Source organism: Thomasclavelia spiroformis DSM 1552, assembly GCF_025149465.1.
Classification (GTDB): domain Bacteria; phylum Bacillota_I; class Bacilli_A; order Erysipelotrichales; family Coprobacillaceae; genus Thomasclavelia; species Thomasclavelia spiroformis.
Genome location: NZ_CP102275.1, coordinates 2,118,458 through 2,135,654, shown reverse-complemented (window position 1 = coordinate 2,135,654; position 17,197 = coordinate 2,118,458). Strand labels below are relative to the sequence as shown.

The following is a 17,197-nucleotide window of genomic DNA, read 5'->3' as shown; positions in this document are numbered from 1 at the left end:
GCTGTGTCCCCTCAATCAATTAGATTGCTCTTACAGTCTCTTTATTTAAATAATTGAGCAAGTCTATAATATGATAATGCTCCGGTTGTGTTCGTAGTTATTTTTCCATCTTCATAAACTATAGTTTGTGGTACTGTTGCATCAGTAATATCTAATTTTTCTTCTAACCAAGTATTATATGTACTGTCGTTAGAAATATCCACATAGTATAAAGGTTTTCTACGATTTCTTGTTAAGAATTCAGTCATAGTATCTTGATAAGCAAGCGTTGCACTATCATTGTTATTTCCAATTACTACTACAAAACTATCCTTATCTTTTACTTTTTCAACAAGTGCACTTTGAGTTATTGTTGTAAATTCAACATGAGTAATTCTACGATAAACAAATAATCCTAAAAATACTACAATTATAATCCCAAAAATGCTAAGTTCTTTCCAAAATTTTTTTATCTTTTCCATGATTAGCCTCCATAACAGTACCTATATATAATATCAAAAAATTAAGTTAAAAACAATATTAACTGTCTTTTCTAAAAAAAATATTAACAAAATAATCTAAAAAAAGACAAATATCATTAAAAATAAATAGATTTATTTAGGAAATTTATAATTTAGATATCATAAATAAAAATAACATCGCAATAATTGGCGATGTTATTTATGTTTTAGGGCATAATTCCATGTATCACGACACATATCTTCGATTCCTTTAGTTGCGACCCAACCCAATTCCTTATTTGCACGTTCTGGATTTGCATAGCAAGTTGCAATATCTCCAGGACGACGATCTTTAATTACATAATTGATTTTAACATTATTAACTCGTTCAAATGTTTTTACCAAATCAAGAACACTATATCCAGTTCCAGTGCCTAGGTTACAAATATGAACTCCAGGTTTTGCGTAATGTTCAATTGCTTTAACATGTCCTTTGGCTAAATCCACAACGTGGATATAATCACGAACCCCAGTACCATCATGGGTATTGTAATCATCTCCAAATACTCCAAGACATTCTAATTCACCGGTTGCTACTTTCATGATATATGGCATTAAGTTGTTAGGAATTCCTTTAGGATCTTCACCAATTAATCCAGATTCATGAGCACCGATTGGATTAAAATATCTTAGCAGTGTAACTGACATTTGTGGATAGGCATGTTGTACATCAGTTAAAATTCTTTCCATCATGGCTTTGCTTGTTCCATAAGGATTTGTTGTTTCACCTAGTTTACAGTCTTCTGTAATTGGGACTTTTTCAGGATCTCCGTATACAGTAGCACTAGATGAAAAAACAATTTGATTGACATTGTATTTTTTCATCATTTTACTAACTATTAATGTTGTAGTTAAATTGTTAGTATAATATTCAATTGGTTTTTCTACTGATTCACCAACAGCCTTAAAAGCAGCACAGTGAATAACGGCATCAATTTTATTTTCTTTAAATACAGCTTCTGTTTTTTCTTCGTTTAAAATATTAAACTCATAAAACTTAACTTCTTTTCCGGTGATTTCCTTGATATGTTCTAATACTTCTGGTTTAGAGTTAGAAAAATCATCGATTACTGTTACTTCGTATCCAGCATCTAATAATTCTACACAGATATGGCTACCAATATAGCCAGCTCCTCCGCAAACAAGTACATTCATTATTTTTTCCTCCTGATTTCATGCTTTTATGATAACATTTTTATACATCAAATAAAAGAAATAACTGGATATTTAATAAATATCCAGCTACTAATTTAATTATTGATTATTTTTTTAGCAATATTATCAGGAGCAAATTCATAATCTAAAAATTCCATTTCAAAAACACCTTGCCCTTGGGTAATAGATCTTAAATCAACAGCATAATTCATAACTTCACTCATTGGTGCTTCGGCAATTATCTTTACTAAGCCGTCATTTAAAATATCGCTACCAATAACCCGAGCACGTTTAGTATTAAAATTGCTCATAATATCTCCTGTATATTCTTCATCAACGATTACCTTCATTTTCATATATGGTTCAAGCAATGCGGGATTTGCCTTTGGGATAGCTTCTTTAAAACACATTGAAGTAGCAGTTTTAAATGCCATCTCTGATGAATCAACATTATGATATGAACCATCAATTAATGTAGCTTTAATTCCTAAAACAGGATATTTAGCTAAAACACCAGTTTTAACGCTTTCTGCTAATCCTTTTTCAACGGCAGGAAAGTATGTTTTTGGAATAGCACCACCAAATATTTTTTCTTCAAAAATATAAGGTTTAGTGTAATCGTGTGATGGTTCGAAAGTAATTTCTACTTCACCAAATTGACCATGACCACCTGATTGCTTTTTATAACGAGTTCTTTGGGTGACACTTTTTCTAATTGTTTCACGATATGGTATTTTGATATCTTCATATGTGGCATCAACTTTAAATTTATTTTTTAATTTTGATAATAAAACATCTAAATGAATATCACCAATACCATATATACATTGTTGCTTTGTTTCGTAGTTAGGTTTAAATTGTAATGTTGGATCTTCTTCTAATAATTTATTAATAGCATTAGTGATCTTTTCTTCGTTGCTTTTACCAACTGGAACAATTGATTTGCCATAATATGGTGTAGAAAAATTAATTTCAGGAACAATTATCTGGTATCCAGCCATGCATAAAGTATCATTGGTTTTAGAAAAATTAAATTTTGTAACAGCACCAATATCTCCAGCATGTAAGCAATCTACTTCAATTAATTTTTTTCCTATTGGTTGATATAGTTTGGTAATCTTTTCAACTTCTTTACGCTTTACATTATATATCGATGTACCGCTGTATATAGTTCCTGTGATAACTTTAAATAAAGAAGTACGTCCAATAAATGGATCGGCAATTGTTTTAAAGATAAAAATACTACCAGGTAATTTTTCATCATAACCAATAATTTCTTCTTCGTTTTTATCGACATTTTCAACGATTAGTGAATTGCTCATATCGCCTGCGGCACTAAAAAAGGCAACCATAGAATTTAAAATTATTTGAATACCGATTTGATCTGTACCACATAAAACAGGAATTAAAGTTTTTTCAATAACACCTTTACGCAAAGCTAAAGAAATTTCTTCTTTAGTAAAGGGTTCTTCATTAATATATTTTTCTAATAATTCATCACTTGTATTGGCAACGGCTTCATCAATCATTTCTTTAATTGGAGTAACTTGATCCATCAATTCTTCAGGAATATCCATAGGCTTAGTTTGGGTACCTTCAAAAATACGTCCTTCCATTTTCGCAACATTAATATATCCAATCATTTTATTATTATCCATAATTGGTACTTGAATAGGGGCAATAGCCTTACCATAAGTATCTTTTAATTGTTGTAATTTAGTTGCATAATCACTATTAGGATTGTCTAAACCATTAATATAAATTATTTTAGCTTTATCTTTAGCTTTATACATAGCTTGTTTAGTTCCAGCGTTAATGCCAGATGATGAAGGAACAATTATTAAAGCAGATTCACATACACTTAAAGCAGATTCACATTCACCAGTAAAATCAAAAGTACCAGGAACGTCAATTAAATTAATTTTACAGTTATTCCATTCAACTGGAATAACAGAAAGATTAACAGAAGATTTACGAGAAATTTCTTCACTGCTATAATCACTAAGTGTATTTCCGCTATTAACATTGCCGATATGATCAATTAGGCCGCTACGATACGCCATCGCTTCGACAATGCTTGTTTTACCGCAACCGGAATGTCCTAACACGGCAACATTTCCAATTTCATTTGCATGATAAGTTCTCATTAAAATAACCACCTTTCTGTAATTGAACTTTATAATATAATTTTATCATATCTTTAAACAAAAGAGCATTAATATAGTAATAAAAAGATAACGCTTACATGAAAAAATTATTTGTAAGTAAATAATATTAATTAGTGTTTTTTAGATGATAATCAGTTTTATTGATAAAATTATATTTTATAAAATTAAATGTATTATTGGGGTAAAAGTTGAAGTTTTTTAGAAAAAATAAAAAATTTAAACTTTTTGTTGAAAAAATTTAATAGTTATGATAATATAGTTCTTGCTTGAGCCAATGAATATTTTGTGATTGAAAAATCCAAAAATAAATTTGGTGAAAAAAGTAGTTGACTTGTTGATATAGATATGATATATTAATTAAGCAAGATTTATGGAGGTTTAGCTCAGTTGGGAGAGCATCTGCCTTACAAGCAGAGGGTCAGCGGTTCGAGTCCGTTAACCTCCACCATTAAAATAAAAAATACGCCGGCTTAGCTCAATTGGTAGAGCAACTGACTTGTAATCAGTAGGTTGAGGGTTCAAGTCCTTTAGCCGGCACCATGATGGAGGAGTAGCGAAGTGGCTAAACGCGGCTGACTGTAACTCAGTTCCTTTCGGTTCGGTGGTTCGAATCCGCCCTCCTCCACCATCTTCTTGGGGTATAGCCAAGCGGTAAGGCAACAGACTTTGACTCTGTCATCTCCCTGGTTCGAATCCAGGTACCCCAGCCAATATGACCCGCTAGCTCAGCCGGTAGAGCATCTGACTTTTAATCAGAGGGTCAGGCGTTCGAATCGCCTGCGGGTCACCATTTCTTATAAATTGCCCAGGTGGCGAAACTGGTAGACGCACAGGACTTAAAATCCTGCGGACCTTAAAATCCGTGCCGGTTCGATTCCGGCCCTGGGCACCATTCTTGCGGGTGTAGTTCAATGGTAGAACTTCAGCCTTCCAAGCTGACTACGTGGGTTCGATTCCCATCACCCGCTCCATATTTTAAGTGCAATATGATGACATATGTTTATGTCATCTTTTTTTATAATAATAGATTTAAGTGCTTTCTATAAAGTTAAAATATATATATTATGATTTGGGTTAGAAAAATATGATTCCCTGATTTTCTTACCATAACCATTTATATCAAGAGGACGGTTTTAAATTTGTAACATTCATAAAATTTTTCTTTACTACTAACAGATATTAAATTAGTGCATTAACTTTCTCTTTTTAAAGTATCTTTTCAAATTAATGTTGTTTTTTTAGAACATTAAATAAAAGAGGTTCTATATTATAGGAGTATAAGTGATAAAAGTGTAAAATCAGTTAATTTATTATTGTTGTTTATATAAAATTCATATCTTTGTATAATATTAATATAAAAGAGGTGTAAATAATGGCAAAAAGATTTGAATTTGATGATACTACAGAAGTGGAAGATATTATTTATGAAGATGATTTAAATGAAGATGGAAGTGAAGATAAATCTAAAAAAGACAATAAACAAAAGCGAGCAAAGAAAAAGAAAGTAACAAAAACTAAAAGAAAGAATAAAACTAAAGTTAAAACAAAAGTAAAAAAAGAAAAGAAAGGTCGTTCAGTATTTTCGACATTAATCATATTTTTGTTGATTTTAATTGTTATAGCAGGAATTTGTGTTGGTGGCTATTTTGCTTATGAATATTATCAAGATCAACAAGCACAAATTAATGAATTACAAGAGCAGATAGATGAAAGCAATAAAAATGAAGATAATGATAAAGAATCTCAAAAATCTTCTGAGGCAGATGATAAAAATAAAGCTACTGATAAAAAAACTGATGAGAGTGATCAAACTAATGAATCTAATGATAAACCAATTGAAGATAATGGAATAGAAGATTCTAATGATATTCCTTTAGATGAAGGGGATGTTAATACTGGAAACGAGTCGAATCAATAAGTGCTGATTATATCAGTGCTTTTTTGTTTTGGGATTAAAAGGATGATATTTGTGTATATAGATGAGTAAAATTATTGAAAAAAATTTTTAAAATTTTTAAAAAAATGCTTGCATTAATTTAATATAAATGTTATTATACATGAGCAGTAGTCGTTAAGGGCTCTGCTAAAAAGGAGATGCGGGTGTAGTTCAATGGTAGAACTTCAGCCTTCCAAGCTGACTACGTGGGTTCGATTCCCATCACCCGCTCCATTTGCTTGAATAGCTCAGTTGGTAGAGCAATCGGCTGTTAACCGATCGGTCGTAGGTTCGAGTCCTACTTCAAGCGCCATGGCCTGTTGGAGAAACGGTTAACTCACATGCCTTTCACGCATGCATTCACGGGTTCGAATCCCGTACAGGTCACCATTAGAAAATTAATCCAAGAGTTATCTTGGATTTTTTATTTATATATTATTTTGTTAGTATTATATGACAAAGCCCCATGTATTGGTTGATTAAATTACCGGAAATATATTTTAATATTTTAATTTGATTATCTGGAAATTTATTGTTATAAGAATTTAGATGAAAAATGCGATATGCATTTTCAGTGTATTTTAAAAGCCACATAGTTGATTGTTTAAAATTACCATGAAATTCTGGTTTTTCAAGTAATGGAAAGAAACTGGTAGTGTTCAGTTCTTGATAAAGTTTATCAAGAAAAGTTGCGTTATTTTTACAATCAGATGAATAGTTATGCAATTGATTTTTAACTGTTTCATTGGGGGCAATAGTAAGAATTAAATCGTAGTTAGCAGCAAGATATAATAGATTGTAAATTAAATTTTTTATCATTGTAATGTCCATTTTATCACCTAGTATAGTCTATGCTTAAATTATAAAAAGATGATATATTAAATATGAAAGGTGGTATGTAAGATGTCATATCAAATTATTAAAACTTTGGTATATGTTATTTCAGTAATGCTTTCGATGTGGGGCCTTAGTTGTTTTAATTTTGATAATGTGATTAGAAAAACTAAACTTCGAGAGTTTTATTTATTTTTTTTGATTGCATCATTGGTATTAGGTTATTTATTAGGTTCTTTTATTTTAGAGTTTACGTCAATTCATTTTTAACATATAAATAAGTTTTTTTCATATATTTTAGATGAGGTAAATATATGAAAGAGATAAGTGTGAAGTTTGGAATTGTTTTTTTAATAGTAATTATTTTTTTATCAATGGGTCAGTCTCAAGGTAATAAAGAAGATGACGAAGTTATTAAAGAAGTAAAAAAAGAAGAAAATGTTAAAGTTGCAGTTACTGTTAATGATGATGTTAATTATGTAGATTTAGATGAATATCTTTTGGGAGTAGTTGCAGGTGAAATGCCTGCTAATTTTGAAAAAGAGGCATTAAAGGCTCAAGTTGTAGCTAGTCGAACATACGTTTATAATCGTAATTTAAGTGTGGATAATACTACAAATACCCAAGTTTATTTAGATGATAGTGAAATGAAGAAAAAATGGGGCGATAATTATAATGAATATTATGAAAAAATCAAAAGTGCTGTTGCAGAAACTAAAAACGAAGTAATGATGTATCAAGGTGATTATATTTCTGCACTGTTTTTTTCTTCGAGTAATGGTTATACTGAAAATGTAGAAGATTATTTTGATTCTAGTGCTTTACCTTATTTAAGAAGTGTTGATAGTCATTGGGATTTGACTATTGATCCTAAAAACACAAGACAAATGACATTTACTAAAAGTGAATTAGAAAGTAAGTTTAGTTGTGAAAATTTGGATTTTAATATTATTGCATACAAAAAAAGTGGTCGTGTTGAGACTTTGAGTGTTGGTGGCAAAAATTATAGTGGACGTGAAGTTAGAGAAAAGTTAGGTTTACCTTCAAGTTGCTTTACAATTGATTATGCAAACGGTAAATATACTTTTACTACTAAGGGAAGTGGCCATGGTGTAGGAATGAGTCAATACGGAGCTCAAGCTATGGCATTAGATGGAGCTAGTTATAAAGATATTTTGAATCATTATTATACAGGAATTGAAATCGTAAATAATTAGTATAAACCTTGTTTTAGTGGAAACACTACAAATGAGGTGAAATGATGAAAATATTTGTAAAACGTAATCGACGAGTTTTAATTTTTGGTACAGTTGTAATATTATTTTTAGTTGGTGTTGGTTTGATTCAGTTAGTTTTGAATCAATATCAGCCTTTTGAAGATACAGCGGTTGTGAAGGTTGAAGATAATAAAAAAGATACTGCTAAAGAAAAAGAAACAACTGTTAAAACAGAAAAACTATTAAAGCCAGTAGGCGATGATGTTAAGATTGTAAAAAAATTTTATGATGCGAAATTAAGTGATGAAGAACTTGAAAAAGCATTAGTTTATTTTGAGGGGGTTTATCGTCCTAATTTAGGTGTAGATTTTTCTAAAGATGGAAAATCATTTGATGTCATTGCTGCTTGTTCAGGAACGGTAACTAAAAAAGAAAATGATGCCTTGCTTGGTTGGATTGTAACAGTAACTAATGAAAATGGCTTTAGTACTACTTATCAATCTTTAAGTGAAGTTAGTGTTGAAAAAGACGCTGTTATTAAACAAGGTGATAAAATTGGCGTTAGTGGAGAAAATGTTTTTGAATCAGAATTAAAGAGTCATTTACATTTTGTTTTAGAAAAAGATAATCAAGCTTTAAATCCAGAAACATATTTTAATCAGGATGTTACAAAAATAGCGGTATAATCAACCAAATGGCAATAATAAAAAAATTATTGCTATTTGGTTTTATTTTGTTTTTTACCTTGTAAATATCAAAAATCATGGTACAATAGATAAGAAAAATAAGGAGGACTTGTGATGGCATTATCAAAAGAAATAGGTATCGATTTAGGTACAGCAAATATTTTAATTTATGTCAAGGGTGAAGGTATTGTTGTAAATGAACCTTCTGTAGTAGCAATAGATGATGAAACAAAAAAACCTTTAGCAGTAGGTCAAGAAGCTAAAGATATGTTAGGTAAAACACCAGGAAGAGTTAAAGCGATTCGTCCATTAAAGGATGGCGTTATTGCAGATTTTAGAATTACAGAAATTTTAATTACTCATTTTATTAATAAATTAAATTTAAAAGGAATTTTCTCAAGACCAACAATTTTGATTTGTTGTCCATCAAATATTACATCAATTGAAAAAAGTGCAATTAAAGACGTAGCTGAAAGATGTGGTGCAAAACGTGTATTTATCGAAGAAGAACCAAAAGTTGCAGCAGTTGGAGCTGGACTTGAAATTTCTAAACCAACAGGAAATATGGTAATTGATATCGGTGGGGGAACTACAGATATAGCAGTATTATCTTTAGGGGATATTGTAACAAGCAGTTCATTAAAGATTGCTGGTGACGTTATGGATGAAGATATTATCAAATTTGTTAAAGATAAATATAAATTATTAATTGGAGATCGCACAGCAGAACAAATCAAAATGCAAATTGGTACGGCAATCAAGGGAATTAGTGAAGAAATTTTTGAAGTTAGAGGAAGAGATTTAGTAACTGGATTACCACATACAATTACAATTACTGCTGATGAAACAGAATTAGCTTTAAGAGAAACTTGTCAAACAATTGTAAGAGAAACAAAACATGTATTGGAACAAACACCTCCAGAATTAGCAGCTGATATAGTATCAAGAGGAATTTTCTTAACAGGTGGAGGAGCACTTTTAAGTGGACTAGATCGTTTATTAGAAAATGAATTAGGTGTGCCTGTATTTGTAGCAGATGATGCTTTAAATTGTGTAGCTAATGGATGTGGTGTTATGTTAGAAAATACACATTATGTTAAATAATTTTGATGTTGCTTCAGATTTTATATTTCAAAATATTATCATTGTTTTCGTGAAATCTCAGGTACATACACCTGAAATTTCACGATTTTTTATTTTGTATGAAAAAATAAAGATGATAAATATAATAAATAAAGGGTATAGTAAGATGTAGAATATTAGCTATTTTTCTAATGTTAAGTGAGATTTTATCTTGTATTTTACTTAAAAATAATTGATAATATATACAAGATGAGGTGTGAAAAGATGAATCCTAGTTTAATCATGTCGTTTGTTGTTACAATGGTAATTACGGCTTTGTTGATACCGATAGTTATGAAAATAGGAGCAAAGTTAGGAATTGTAGCACATAAAAACAAGAGAACTGTTCATAAAGTTGAAGTCCCTCGAATTGGTGGGTATGCGATTTATATTAGTTCATTAATTGGGATGGTGATATTTTTAAAAACTGATCCACAAATAAATGCGATATTAATTGCTAGTTTTTTAGTTTTTTTTATCGGTTTATTTGATGATGTCCATGATTTATCGCCAAAAACAAAATTGATTGTTGAATTGATTGCAGCATTAATTGTGATATTGTATGGTGATATTTATTTAAAGGGATTTGATTTTTTACCTGCTAACTGGCCACCGATATTACCCGGAGCAATAACTGTTTTATGGATTGTAGGTATAACTAATGCAATTAATTTGATTGATGGACTTGATGGATTGTCATCAGGAATATCGATAATTGTTTTATTTACTATTTCAATTACTTCTTTAACAAGTGGAAGAACCGATATTGCGTCGTTATCATTAGTTTTGGCTGGTGCGATAATGGGATTTTTATTTTATAATTTTCATCCAGCGAAGATTTTTCTTGGAGATTGTGGGGCGTTGTATATTGGCTTTATGATTTCGGTTATTTCTTTGCTTGGTTTTGGATATAATGTTTCTACATTTTTTACTTTAGGAGCACCTATTGTTGTATTAATGGTTCCGATCATGGATACTTTAATTGCAATTATTCGTAGAAAAGTGCATCATAAAAAATTTAGCGAGGCGGATAAAGCTCATTTACATCATAATTTGATGTTTAAGTTAAAATTGGGTCACCGTAAAAGTGTTATTGTTCTTTACGGAATAACATTTTTGTTTTCGTTAACATCATACATATATTTATATGATTCATTACTTGGAACAATAATGTTTATTATTTTAATGTTAATTTTTGAATTGTTTGTAGAAATGACGAATATGGTTAGTAGAAAATATAAACCACTATTGACGATTATTAATATCTTTATACAAAGTGATCGATTACCTAAAATTAAATTTTTAGAACGTTATCGTTTAAAAAGAAGTAAAAAAAGAGTTATTATCGATCGTTTAATTATTATTAGCTGTTTAGTACTTATAATAGGTGGAGCTGGTTTTTATTTATTTGATGATGATAACAAACCGATAGCTGAAGAAACTCGTGTTACGCCTTATGTTAAAACAGGGTCAACACAATTATTAGATGATATCTATATTAGACTAGATAAATCGTATCAAAATAAGCTTGTAAGTGAAGAATGTCAATTAGTAGCAGCATATTTTGCAGCTGATTATTTTACTTTAAAAGGAAAAAAGGATAATCAAGTTGGTGGTTTAGATTATGTTTATCCAAGTTTACAAAGTGAGTTAAGTTCATTTGCGTTAAAATCATTTTACACATATAAAGAAAAATATCCTAAATTAGAGGTTGTTGATTATGAGATAATTTCTTTTTCACCTTCTAAAGTGGTAGTTGATGGTTTAGAGGATAATGAGTATTATAATGTGTTAATATCATTGGAATTCAATCGCGAAGTTGAAGAAATTTCAAAAAGTGCTAATATTGTATTAGTATTAGAAAATGAACGTTTTTATGTGGTAGGGATTGATAATGCTTAAATATCGAAGAGTTTTGGAATTGGATAATGAATTGTATCAATTTCATTTAAGGCAAAAAGGATATTATATGTTACAAGAAATTATTCCAACTAAAGAATATTTGATTAATGATATGGTTATTCCTGATGGATTTGATGAAGTCGATCATTTTATCTATAAAGTATATTTTAAAAATGAAATGGTAGGTTTAATCGATTATCAACTTGGTTATCGTTTTTCAATGATTCATGACGATAAATGTCTTTGGATAGGATTGTTTTTGGTTGATGAAAGTTATCAAAGAAAAGGTTTTGGTAAAGAGATTTTGAATAAAGTAGTTAAAAAATATGGTGATTTTTATAATCGGATTCAACTAGCTTGTATTAGGGATAATTTTAAAGGATTAGTTTTTTGGAAAAAGATGGGTTTTAAAGAAATTGCAACATCTAGTTATTGTAATTTAGAAGTTATTATATTCGAAAAGAAAATTTAGGTGTAGTAATGGCTAAAGTATGATTAAATCGTTGAAATTTTAGAAATATTATGTTATTATGTTCTAGCAATGTATCAAAATATCAAATAGGAGGTATATTATGTTTGGCACTATTTTAAATGTCTTATTAGTGATAATATCAATAGTACTTATTATATTATGTCTATTACAAAGTGGTAAGTCAGATGGAATTGTTAATGCTTTAACAGGTCAAAGTTCAAACTTGTTTGCTCAACAAAAAGAACGTGGCGCAGATTTAATAATTACAAGAATTACTGCTGGTTTAACGATTGCATTCTTCGTTATTGCCATTATTATTAGAATGTCATAATTAATAGGACTATTGGTCCTATTTTTATTTTAATTAAGGAGGTGAATCGATGGAAGACGAAATATTATCGTTGTTAAGTGATGATAATTTTTTAGAACGTTCAATCGATTTATTAGCAAAAAAATTGGAATGTACTTCTAGTGAAAAATTTATTCAATTAGTTAAGTTAATGAATAATTTAGAAGAAAGTGGAAAAATAGTTAGAAATAAATACAATCATTACTATCTACCAAATCAATTTGGAATGGTTTTAGGTACTTTAACAATCAATAAAAAGGGCTTTGGTTTTGTAGCGGTAGATGGCCAGGAAAAAGATATTTTTATTTCGCCCGATAATTTAAAAGATGCTTTTAATAAAGATGTTGTTTTAGTTGAAATCAATCCAATTGGTGATCCTGAAAAACCAGAGGGGAAAATACTTCGAGTTATTAAACGAGGTCAAACAAAATTAGTGGGTGAAATAAAAAAGGGTAGACGAGAATATTATGTTGAAGCTGATGATTCTAAGTTTAATAAACCTATTTATGTAGATCATGCTCATTTACATGGAGCAATTGTTGGTCATAAAGTTTTAGTTGAAATTAAAGTTTATAAGCCTGTTTTAAAAGGTAATGTAGAAAAGATTTTGGGGCATAAAAATGATCCGGGTGTTGATATTTTATCGATTGTGTATGATCATGATGCACCGGTAGAGTTTCCTAAAAACGTTTATGATCAAATTGAAAGTATACCAGATGCATTAGATGGAATTGATGTAAGTGATCGTGTTGATTTAAGAAATGAAGTCGTTGTTACTATTGATGGCGATGATGCTAAGGATTTGGATGATGGTATTTCATTAAAAAAACTAGTAAATGGTAATTATTATTTAGGGGTACATATAGCTGATGTGTCTTATTATGTAAAGGAAGGATCGCCATTAGATAAAGAGGCTTTTTTACGTGGAACATCAATATACTTGGCTGACCGTGTTATTCCGATGTTGCCACATAAATTATCGAATGGAATATGTTCTTTAAACCCTAAGGTTGATCGTTTTACAATTTCATGTTTTATGGAAGTTAATCAAAAAGGTGAAGTTGTTGATCATGAAATTGTACCTGCTATAATTAATTCAACAGAAAGAATGACATATACTAATGTAAATAAGATATTAGATGGTGATCAAGCATTACAATTAGAGTATAGTCATGTAAAGGATATGTTCTTTTTAATGCAGGAATTAGCTTCAATTTTACAAGAAAGGAAAGCAAAGCGTGGAGCTATTGATTTTGATGTTAAAGAAGCAAAGGTAATTGTTAATAGCAAAGGTGAAACAGTAGATGTTGTTTTAAGAAATCGTGGGGCTAGTGATCGAATTATCGAAGAATTCATGTTATTGGCTAATGAAACAGTTGCAAAACACTTTAAATGGTTAGAATTACCATTTATATATCGTGTTCATGAGCAACCTAAAACAAAAAAATTAATGCAATTTAGTTCGATTGCTAAAGTTATGGGATATACGATCAAAGGTTCATTAGAACATATTTATCCTAATGAATTAAGTAGTATCATTGAAGCAAGTAAGGATACTCCTGAACATACGATTATTTCTACATTATTACTACGTTGTATGCAAAAAGCACGATATGATGAACAATGTCTAGGACATTTTGGTTTGGCTGATGAGTTCTATACACATTTTACTTCACCAATTAGACGTTACCCTGATTTGATTGTTCATCGATTAATTAGAAAATACTTATTTGAAAAATGTATAGATGACCAAACTATAAGACATTATCAGGAAATAATGCCAGAAATTGCCCTTCAAAGCTCAAATCGTGAACGTGAGGCAATTGATATTGAACGTGAAGTAGATGATATGAAAATTGCTGAATATATGGAAAAACATATTGGAGAGGAATTTGAAGGAATTATTAGTTCGATTACTAATTTTGGTTTTTTTGTAGAGTTGGATAATACTATTGATGGACTAGTTCATGTTAGTGATTTGGTCGATGATTTTTATTTTTTTGATGAAAAGAATCTTCGATATGTTGGTCAAAGAACAGGTAAAGTATTTAAAATGTCAGATCGAGTGAAAGTAAAAGTATCAAGTGCCTCTAAAGTTGATAAGGCAGTAGATTTTGAAATTGTTGGCATGAAATCCAACAAAAAGACAAGAAAAACTGTTATAATAAACACATATCATGATGATAAAAGAAAACATAAGAAATCAAGACATCAAAGAAGTCGCAGAGAATCACGATTTAATCATCATAATCAAAATGAAAGACGTAAATCAAAACGCGTAAAAAGTAAATATCGATAAATCAAGGAAGGAGAAATGGACATGAAAATAATTTCAAATAATAAAAAAGCGTATCATGATTATTTTATTTTAGATACATATGAAGCAGGGATTGAATTAAAAGGAACAGAAATTAAATCTGTTCGCTTAGGTAATGTTAATTTAAAAGATGCTTTTGTAAGAATAAAAGATAATGAAGCTTTTGTTGAAAATATGCACATTTCTCCTTATAGTCATGGTAATCGTTTTAATCATGAACCAAGACGTAATCGAAAACTTCTTTTACATAAAAAAGAAATTTTAAAAATTTCAAATAAATTAAAAGAAGGGGGCTTGACAGTTGTCCCAACTAAGTTATACTTTAATACTGGTAGTAAAGTTAAACTAGAAATAGGGCTTGCCCGTGGTAAAAAACTTTATGATAAACGCCAAGATATAAAAGAAAGAGACTCTAAAAGAGAAATCCAAAGAGCTCTAAAGAATTATTAATCTTGGGGGTGTCCTGGGTTCGACAGGTATATGTCTGACCTTAGCTGCAGTCGAAGGCATTCGTAAAATGCACCAAAAAATAACTGGAAACAGACAAACTAATTACGCTTTCGCTTAGTCGACATAGACATGAAAGCTGCCACTGTTTAGTGTGCCTATAACTAAATAACTGGTATCATAACGCATAGGATAAGAGTAGTTATTGCTTAGTTAACTATTACGAAAATTTAATAAGCTCGTTAGGTGGAAAATTGCTCATTGATTGTAGCCTAATTAAATTTATTCAATGAGCTAAACTGTAGACGCTTTGGAGGGATTATGCTTGGACAGGGGTTCGATTCCCCTCACCTCCACCAGAGTTATTAAATAATTAATGATTGTGGTGAAGGTGAAAGGAGAATATATACAATAAAGTAGTTCTTTATTATTTTGAAATATAAATATCAAAATATATCAATTTAACTGATTTTATAGTTTTTAGGTACAATTAATTCAGTATGAAGAATTATAACATATATTATTTGGATTATTAAAAAGAGAATATATTTTATATGCTTTTTAAGTGATGTAATTATGATTGATCATTTTTAATCAATATATAATTTTGATAAAAAGAAGTTGAATCTATAAAATTAATGATGTATATAAGAGCAAATAGCTTATTTGATTAGAATTATTGTTTTTTAAGTGATTTGTAAGTTATAAGAAATATATAATAAATTAGCTGATATGATGGAAATTTATAAAAAAATTATTTATTTGTTAATTAAGTGAATAAAAAGGATAGTATCAGGAATTCTTCATAAGTTCTGATACTATCCTTTTGTGTTATCAAAATTAAATAAATATTTTAGAATCTTTTTATAGATATAAAATTATTAATTTATAAAAGTATTAGATTATTTTATTATGTTTACATTTAAGTCAGGCGATTTTTTACAAGCAATTTATCTTTGATCTTGGAAAATAAATTATTAAATATTCCAACGATAAATCCAACTAATATAGCAGCAACAATTGTTCCTTCACGAATACCTTGAAGTTGATAAAAAAAGACAAATGATAATATTCCAGCAATGACTGTCATTGAGACATCAAAAATTACTTTTATAGTACCAAATTTTTTATGCCATGTGTCGCTTATTGCTCTTACAAATGATTCCCCTGGAAGCATGGCAACGTTTGCTATAACTTCTAAATATACGCCAATAGCTAATACTAAACAACCGATAATTAGAAATATGATTGAAAATAAATAATTTTTATTAAATGACATTTTTGATAATAAAATCATCGTATAGTCAATGAAGTATCCAAATAAAAAAGAGATAGGAATTTGTAATAAATGTTCTAATTTAAAATTTTTTCTTAAAATTAATAATTGTAAAGCTACTAATAAAATACTAAAAAGAATTGTAAATTGTCCAAGAGTTAGAGAAAATTTCAAACTTAGTACATAAGGAATTGAGGAGATTGGGGATGTTCCTAAATTAGCTTTTGTAATAATACTTACCCCTAATGAACTGATAAACAGTCCGATCAAAAAAACTATATATCTTTTAATTTTTATCACTTTTTTTATACCCTTCTTTCATATTTAAATATATTTTTTCAAACATATTAATGAAAATTATTTTTTCTTCATTGCTAAAGTTTGAAAATGCAATTTTTTCTAATTGCTTAAATGATTGAACAACTTGAATTTGTAGCTGTTTTCCTTTTTCTGTTAGATAAATATGATAAGATCTGCGATTGTTATTTAACATTTTTCTTTCAATTAGTTCTTTATTTTCCATTCTGTTTAAAATAGAAGTTAAAGAGCCTGGCTCAATATTACAAGCATTCGCAATTTCTTTTTGGTTTGCACCGTCATGTTCGCTAAGATAATCTAGTATCTTAGGTTGTCCCATTGTTAACCCTGATGATTTAACTTTTTCAAAAATACTTTTTTGAAAATATGTATAGTTCAACATCAGTAAATAGTGAAATGATTTTTCCATAATACCTCCTTATAAATAGTTATAATTGATATAATTAGAATTATAACTATTTGTTATTATATGTCAATAAAGTTATTAAAAAATAGCTA

The 17,197-nt window shown here is 29.3% G+C and carries 16 protein-coding genes, 10 tRNA genes and 1 other RNA gene; 21 read left to right on the top strand and 6 right to left on the bottom strand.

Features of this window, described 5'->3' with window-relative positions:
- Positions 1 to 41 precede the first annotated feature (41 nt).
- The 3 genes from NQ543_RS10150 to NQ543_RS10140 all read right to left on the bottom strand — a co-directional run bounded on the left by NQ543_RS10150 (position 42) and on the right by NQ543_RS10140 (position 3,802).
- Positions 42 to 461, bottom strand: coding sequence for a hypothetical protein (locus NQ543_RS10150; RefSeq protein WP_004609477.1), 420 nt, complete (start codon positions 459 to 461; stop codon positions 42 to 44).
- Positions 462 to 656: 195 nt separating this feature from the next.
- Positions 657 to 1,655 (bottom strand): UDP-glucose 4-epimerase GalE, encoded by a 999-nt coding sequence (gene galE / locus NQ543_RS10145; RefSeq protein WP_004609478.1) that lies wholly within the window; start codon positions 1,653 to 1,655, stop codon positions 657 to 659.
- 95 nt (positions 1,656 to 1,750) lie between these two features.
- Positions 1,751 to 3,802: an elongation factor G gene (locus NQ543_RS10140; RefSeq protein WP_004609479.1), complete on the bottom strand. Its 2,052-nt coding sequence runs from the start codon at positions 3,800 to 3,802 to the stop codon at positions 1,751 to 1,753.
- 393 nt (positions 3,803 to 4,195) lie between these two features.
- Between NQ543_RS10140 and NQ543_RS10135 the strand changes: the two genes are divergently transcribed.
- From NQ543_RS10135 to NQ543_RS10085, 11 genes are all read left to right on the top strand, one after another.
- A tRNA-Val gene (locus NQ543_RS10135) sits at positions 4,196 to 4,271 on the top strand.
- 16 nt (positions 4,272 to 4,287) lie between these two features.
- Positions 4,288 to 4,363: transfer RNA gene (locus tag NQ543_RS10130), tRNA-Thr, on the top strand.
- Positions 4,364 to 4,367: 4 nt separating this feature from the next.
- Positions 4,368 to 4,451: transfer RNA gene (locus NQ543_RS10125), tRNA-Tyr, on the top strand.
- Positions 4,452 to 4,457: 6 nt separating this feature from the next.
- A tRNA-Gln gene (locus tag NQ543_RS10120) sits at positions 4,458 to 4,533 on the top strand.
- Positions 4,534 to 4,537: 4 nt separating this feature from the next.
- A tRNA-Lys gene (locus NQ543_RS10115) sits at positions 4,538 to 4,613 on the top strand.
- A gap of 13 nt (positions 4,614 to 4,626) precedes the next feature.
- A tRNA-Leu gene (locus NQ543_RS10110) sits at positions 4,627 to 4,715 on the top strand.
- Positions 4,716 to 4,720: 5 nt separating this feature from the next.
- A tRNA-Gly gene (locus NQ543_RS10105) sits at positions 4,721 to 4,794 on the top strand.
- Positions 4,795 to 5,195: 401 nt separating this feature from the next.
- On the top strand, positions 5,196 to 5,741 hold the full coding sequence (locus tag NQ543_RS10100) for a DUF2371 domain-containing protein (RefSeq protein WP_004609480.1): 546 nt from the start codon (positions 5,196 to 5,198) through the stop codon (positions 5,739 to 5,741).
- A gap of 178 nt (positions 5,742 to 5,919) precedes the next feature.
- Positions 5,920 to 5,993, top strand: a tRNA-Gly gene (locus tag NQ543_RS10095).
- Between the two features lie 3 nt (positions 5,994 to 5,996).
- Positions 5,997 to 6,072, top strand: a tRNA-Asn gene (locus tag NQ543_RS10090).
- A gap of 1 nt (position 6,073) precedes the next feature.
- Positions 6,074 to 6,149, top strand: a tRNA-Glu gene (locus NQ543_RS10085).
- 45 nt (positions 6,150 to 6,194) lie between these two features.
- Here NQ543_RS10085 and NQ543_RS10080 read toward each other — a convergent pair.
- Positions 6,195 to 6,590, bottom strand: a complete 396-nt coding sequence (locus tag NQ543_RS10080) for a hypothetical protein (RefSeq protein ID WP_004609481.1) — start codon at positions 6,588 to 6,590, stop codon at positions 6,195 to 6,197.
- A gap of 72 nt (positions 6,591 to 6,662) precedes the next feature.
- On the opposite strand from NQ543_RS10080, the gene NQ543_RS10075 reads away from it, so the two are divergent.
- The 10 genes from NQ543_RS10075 to ssrA all read left to right on the top strand — a co-directional run bounded on the left by NQ543_RS10075 (position 6,663) and on the right by ssrA (position 15,464).
- Positions 6,663 to 6,863, top strand: coding sequence for a DUF1146 domain-containing protein (locus NQ543_RS10075; protein ID WP_004609482.1), 201 nt, complete (start codon positions 6,663 to 6,665; stop codon positions 6,861 to 6,863).
- Between the two features lie 44 nt (positions 6,864 to 6,907).
- Positions 6,908 to 7,810: a stage II sporulation protein D gene (gene spoIID / locus NQ543_RS10070; RefSeq protein WP_004609483.1), complete on the top strand. Its 903-nt coding sequence runs from the start codon at positions 6,908 to 6,910 to the stop codon at positions 7,808 to 7,810.
- Positions 7,811 to 7,854: 44 nt separating this feature from the next.
- Complete coding sequence (locus NQ543_RS10065) at positions 7,855 to 8,496, top strand: M23 family metallopeptidase (protein ID WP_004609484.1); 642 nt, start codon at positions 7,855 to 7,857, stop codon at positions 8,494 to 8,496.
- A 114-nt stretch (positions 8,497 to 8,610) separates the two neighbouring features.
- Positions 8,611 to 9,600, top strand: a complete 990-nt coding sequence (mreB, locus tag NQ543_RS10060) for a rod shape-determining protein (RefSeq protein ID WP_004609485.1) — start codon at positions 8,611 to 8,613, stop codon at positions 9,598 to 9,600.
- 243 nt (positions 9,601 to 9,843) lie between these two features.
- Positions 9,844 to 11,520, top strand: a complete 1,677-nt coding sequence (locus tag NQ543_RS10055) for an MraY family glycosyltransferase (RefSeq protein WP_039903936.1) — start codon at positions 9,844 to 9,846, stop codon at positions 11,518 to 11,520.
- Positions 11,513 to 11,992: a GNAT family N-acetyltransferase gene (locus NQ543_RS10050; protein ID WP_004609488.1), complete on the top strand. Its 480-nt coding sequence runs from the start codon at positions 11,513 to 11,515 to the stop codon at positions 11,990 to 11,992. The genes NQ543_RS10055 and NQ543_RS10050 overlap by 8 nt, the downstream gene beginning before the upstream one ends.
- 100 nt (positions 11,993 to 12,092) lie before the next feature.
- A complete protein-coding gene (gene secG / locus NQ543_RS10045) occupies positions 12,093 to 12,323 on the top strand; it encodes a preprotein translocase subunit SecG (protein ID WP_004609489.1) in 231 nt (76 codons plus the stop codon).
- A gap of 49 nt (positions 12,324 to 12,372) precedes the next feature.
- Positions 12,373 to 14,640, top strand: a complete 2,268-nt coding sequence (gene rnr, locus NQ543_RS10040) for a ribonuclease R (RefSeq protein WP_004609490.1) — start codon at positions 12,373 to 12,375, stop codon at positions 14,638 to 14,640.
- A 21-nt stretch (positions 14,641 to 14,661) separates the two neighbouring features.
- Positions 14,662 to 15,108: an SsrA-binding protein SmpB gene (smpB, locus tag NQ543_RS10035; protein ID WP_039903938.1), complete on the top strand. Its 447-nt coding sequence runs from the start codon at positions 14,662 to 14,664 to the stop codon at positions 15,106 to 15,108.
- A 4-nt stretch (positions 15,109 to 15,112) separates the two neighbouring features.
- Positions 15,113 to 15,464: a transfer-messenger RNA gene (gene ssrA / locus NQ543_RS10030) on the top strand.
- Between the two features lie 563 nt (positions 15,465 to 16,027).
- On the opposite strand, the gene NQ543_RS10025 is transcribed toward ssrA, so the two are convergent.
- Positions 16,028 to 16,681 carry a YczE/YyaS/YitT family protein gene (locus NQ543_RS10025; RefSeq protein WP_004609492.1) on the bottom strand — a complete coding sequence of 218 codons (654 nt, stop codon included), beginning with the start codon at positions 16,679 to 16,681 and terminating at the stop codon, positions 16,028 to 16,030.
- Entirely contained in the window at positions 16,668 to 17,108 is a 441-nt protein-coding gene (locus NQ543_RS10020) for a MarR family winged helix-turn-helix transcriptional regulator (RefSeq protein ID WP_004609493.1), read from the bottom strand. Before NQ543_RS10020 ends, NQ543_RS10025 begins: the two co-directional genes overlap by 14 nt.
- Between the last annotated feature and the right edge of the window lie 89 nt (positions 17,109 to 17,197).

Coding starts and splice junctions, on each gene's coding strand:
- NQ543_RS10150 (WP_004609477.1), bottom strand. CDS start 461: ATGGAAAAGATAAAAAAATTTTGGAAAGAACTTAGCATTTTTGGGATT.
- galE (WP_004609478.1), bottom strand. CDS start 1,655: ATGAATGTACTTGTTTGCGGAGGAGCTGGCTATATTGGTAGCCATATC.
- NQ543_RS10140 (WP_004609479.1), bottom strand. CDS start 3,802: ATGAGAACTTATCATGCAAATGAAATTGGAAATGTTGCCGTGTTAGGA.
- NQ543_RS10100 (WP_004609480.1), top strand. CDS start 5,196: ATGGCAAAAAGATTTGAATTTGATGATACTACAGAAGTGGAAGATATT.
- NQ543_RS10080 (WP_004609481.1), bottom strand. CDS start 6,590: ATGGACATTACAATGATAAAAAATTTAATTTACAATCTATTATATCTT.
- NQ543_RS10075 (WP_004609482.1), top strand. CDS start 6,663: ATGTCATATCAAATTATTAAAACTTTGGTATATGTTATTTCAGTAATG.
- spoIID (WP_004609483.1), top strand. CDS start 6,908: ATGAAAGAGATAAGTGTGAAGTTTGGAATTGTTTTTTTAATAGTAATT.
- NQ543_RS10065 (WP_004609484.1), top strand. CDS start 7,855: ATGAAAATATTTGTAAAACGTAATCGACGAGTTTTAATTTTTGGTACA.
- mreB (WP_004609485.1), top strand. CDS start 8,611: ATGGCATTATCAAAAGAAATAGGTATCGATTTAGGTACAGCAAATATT.
- NQ543_RS10055 (WP_039903936.1), top strand. CDS start 9,844: ATGAATCCTAGTTTAATCATGTCGTTTGTTGTTACAATGGTAATTACG.
- NQ543_RS10050 (WP_004609488.1), top strand. CDS start 11,513: ATGCTTAAATATCGAAGAGTTTTGGAATTGGATAATGAATTGTATCAA.
- secG (WP_004609489.1), top strand. CDS start 12,093: ATGTTTGGCACTATTTTAAATGTCTTATTAGTGATAATATCAATAGTA.
- rnr (WP_004609490.1), top strand. CDS start 12,373: ATGGAAGACGAAATATTATCGTTGTTAAGTGATGATAATTTTTTAGAA.
- smpB (WP_039903938.1), top strand. CDS start 14,662: ATGAAAATAATTTCAAATAATAAAAAAGCGTATCATGATTATTTTATT.
- NQ543_RS10020 (WP_004609493.1), bottom strand. CDS start 17,108: ATGGAAAAATCATTTCACTATTTACTGATGTTGAACTATACATATTTT.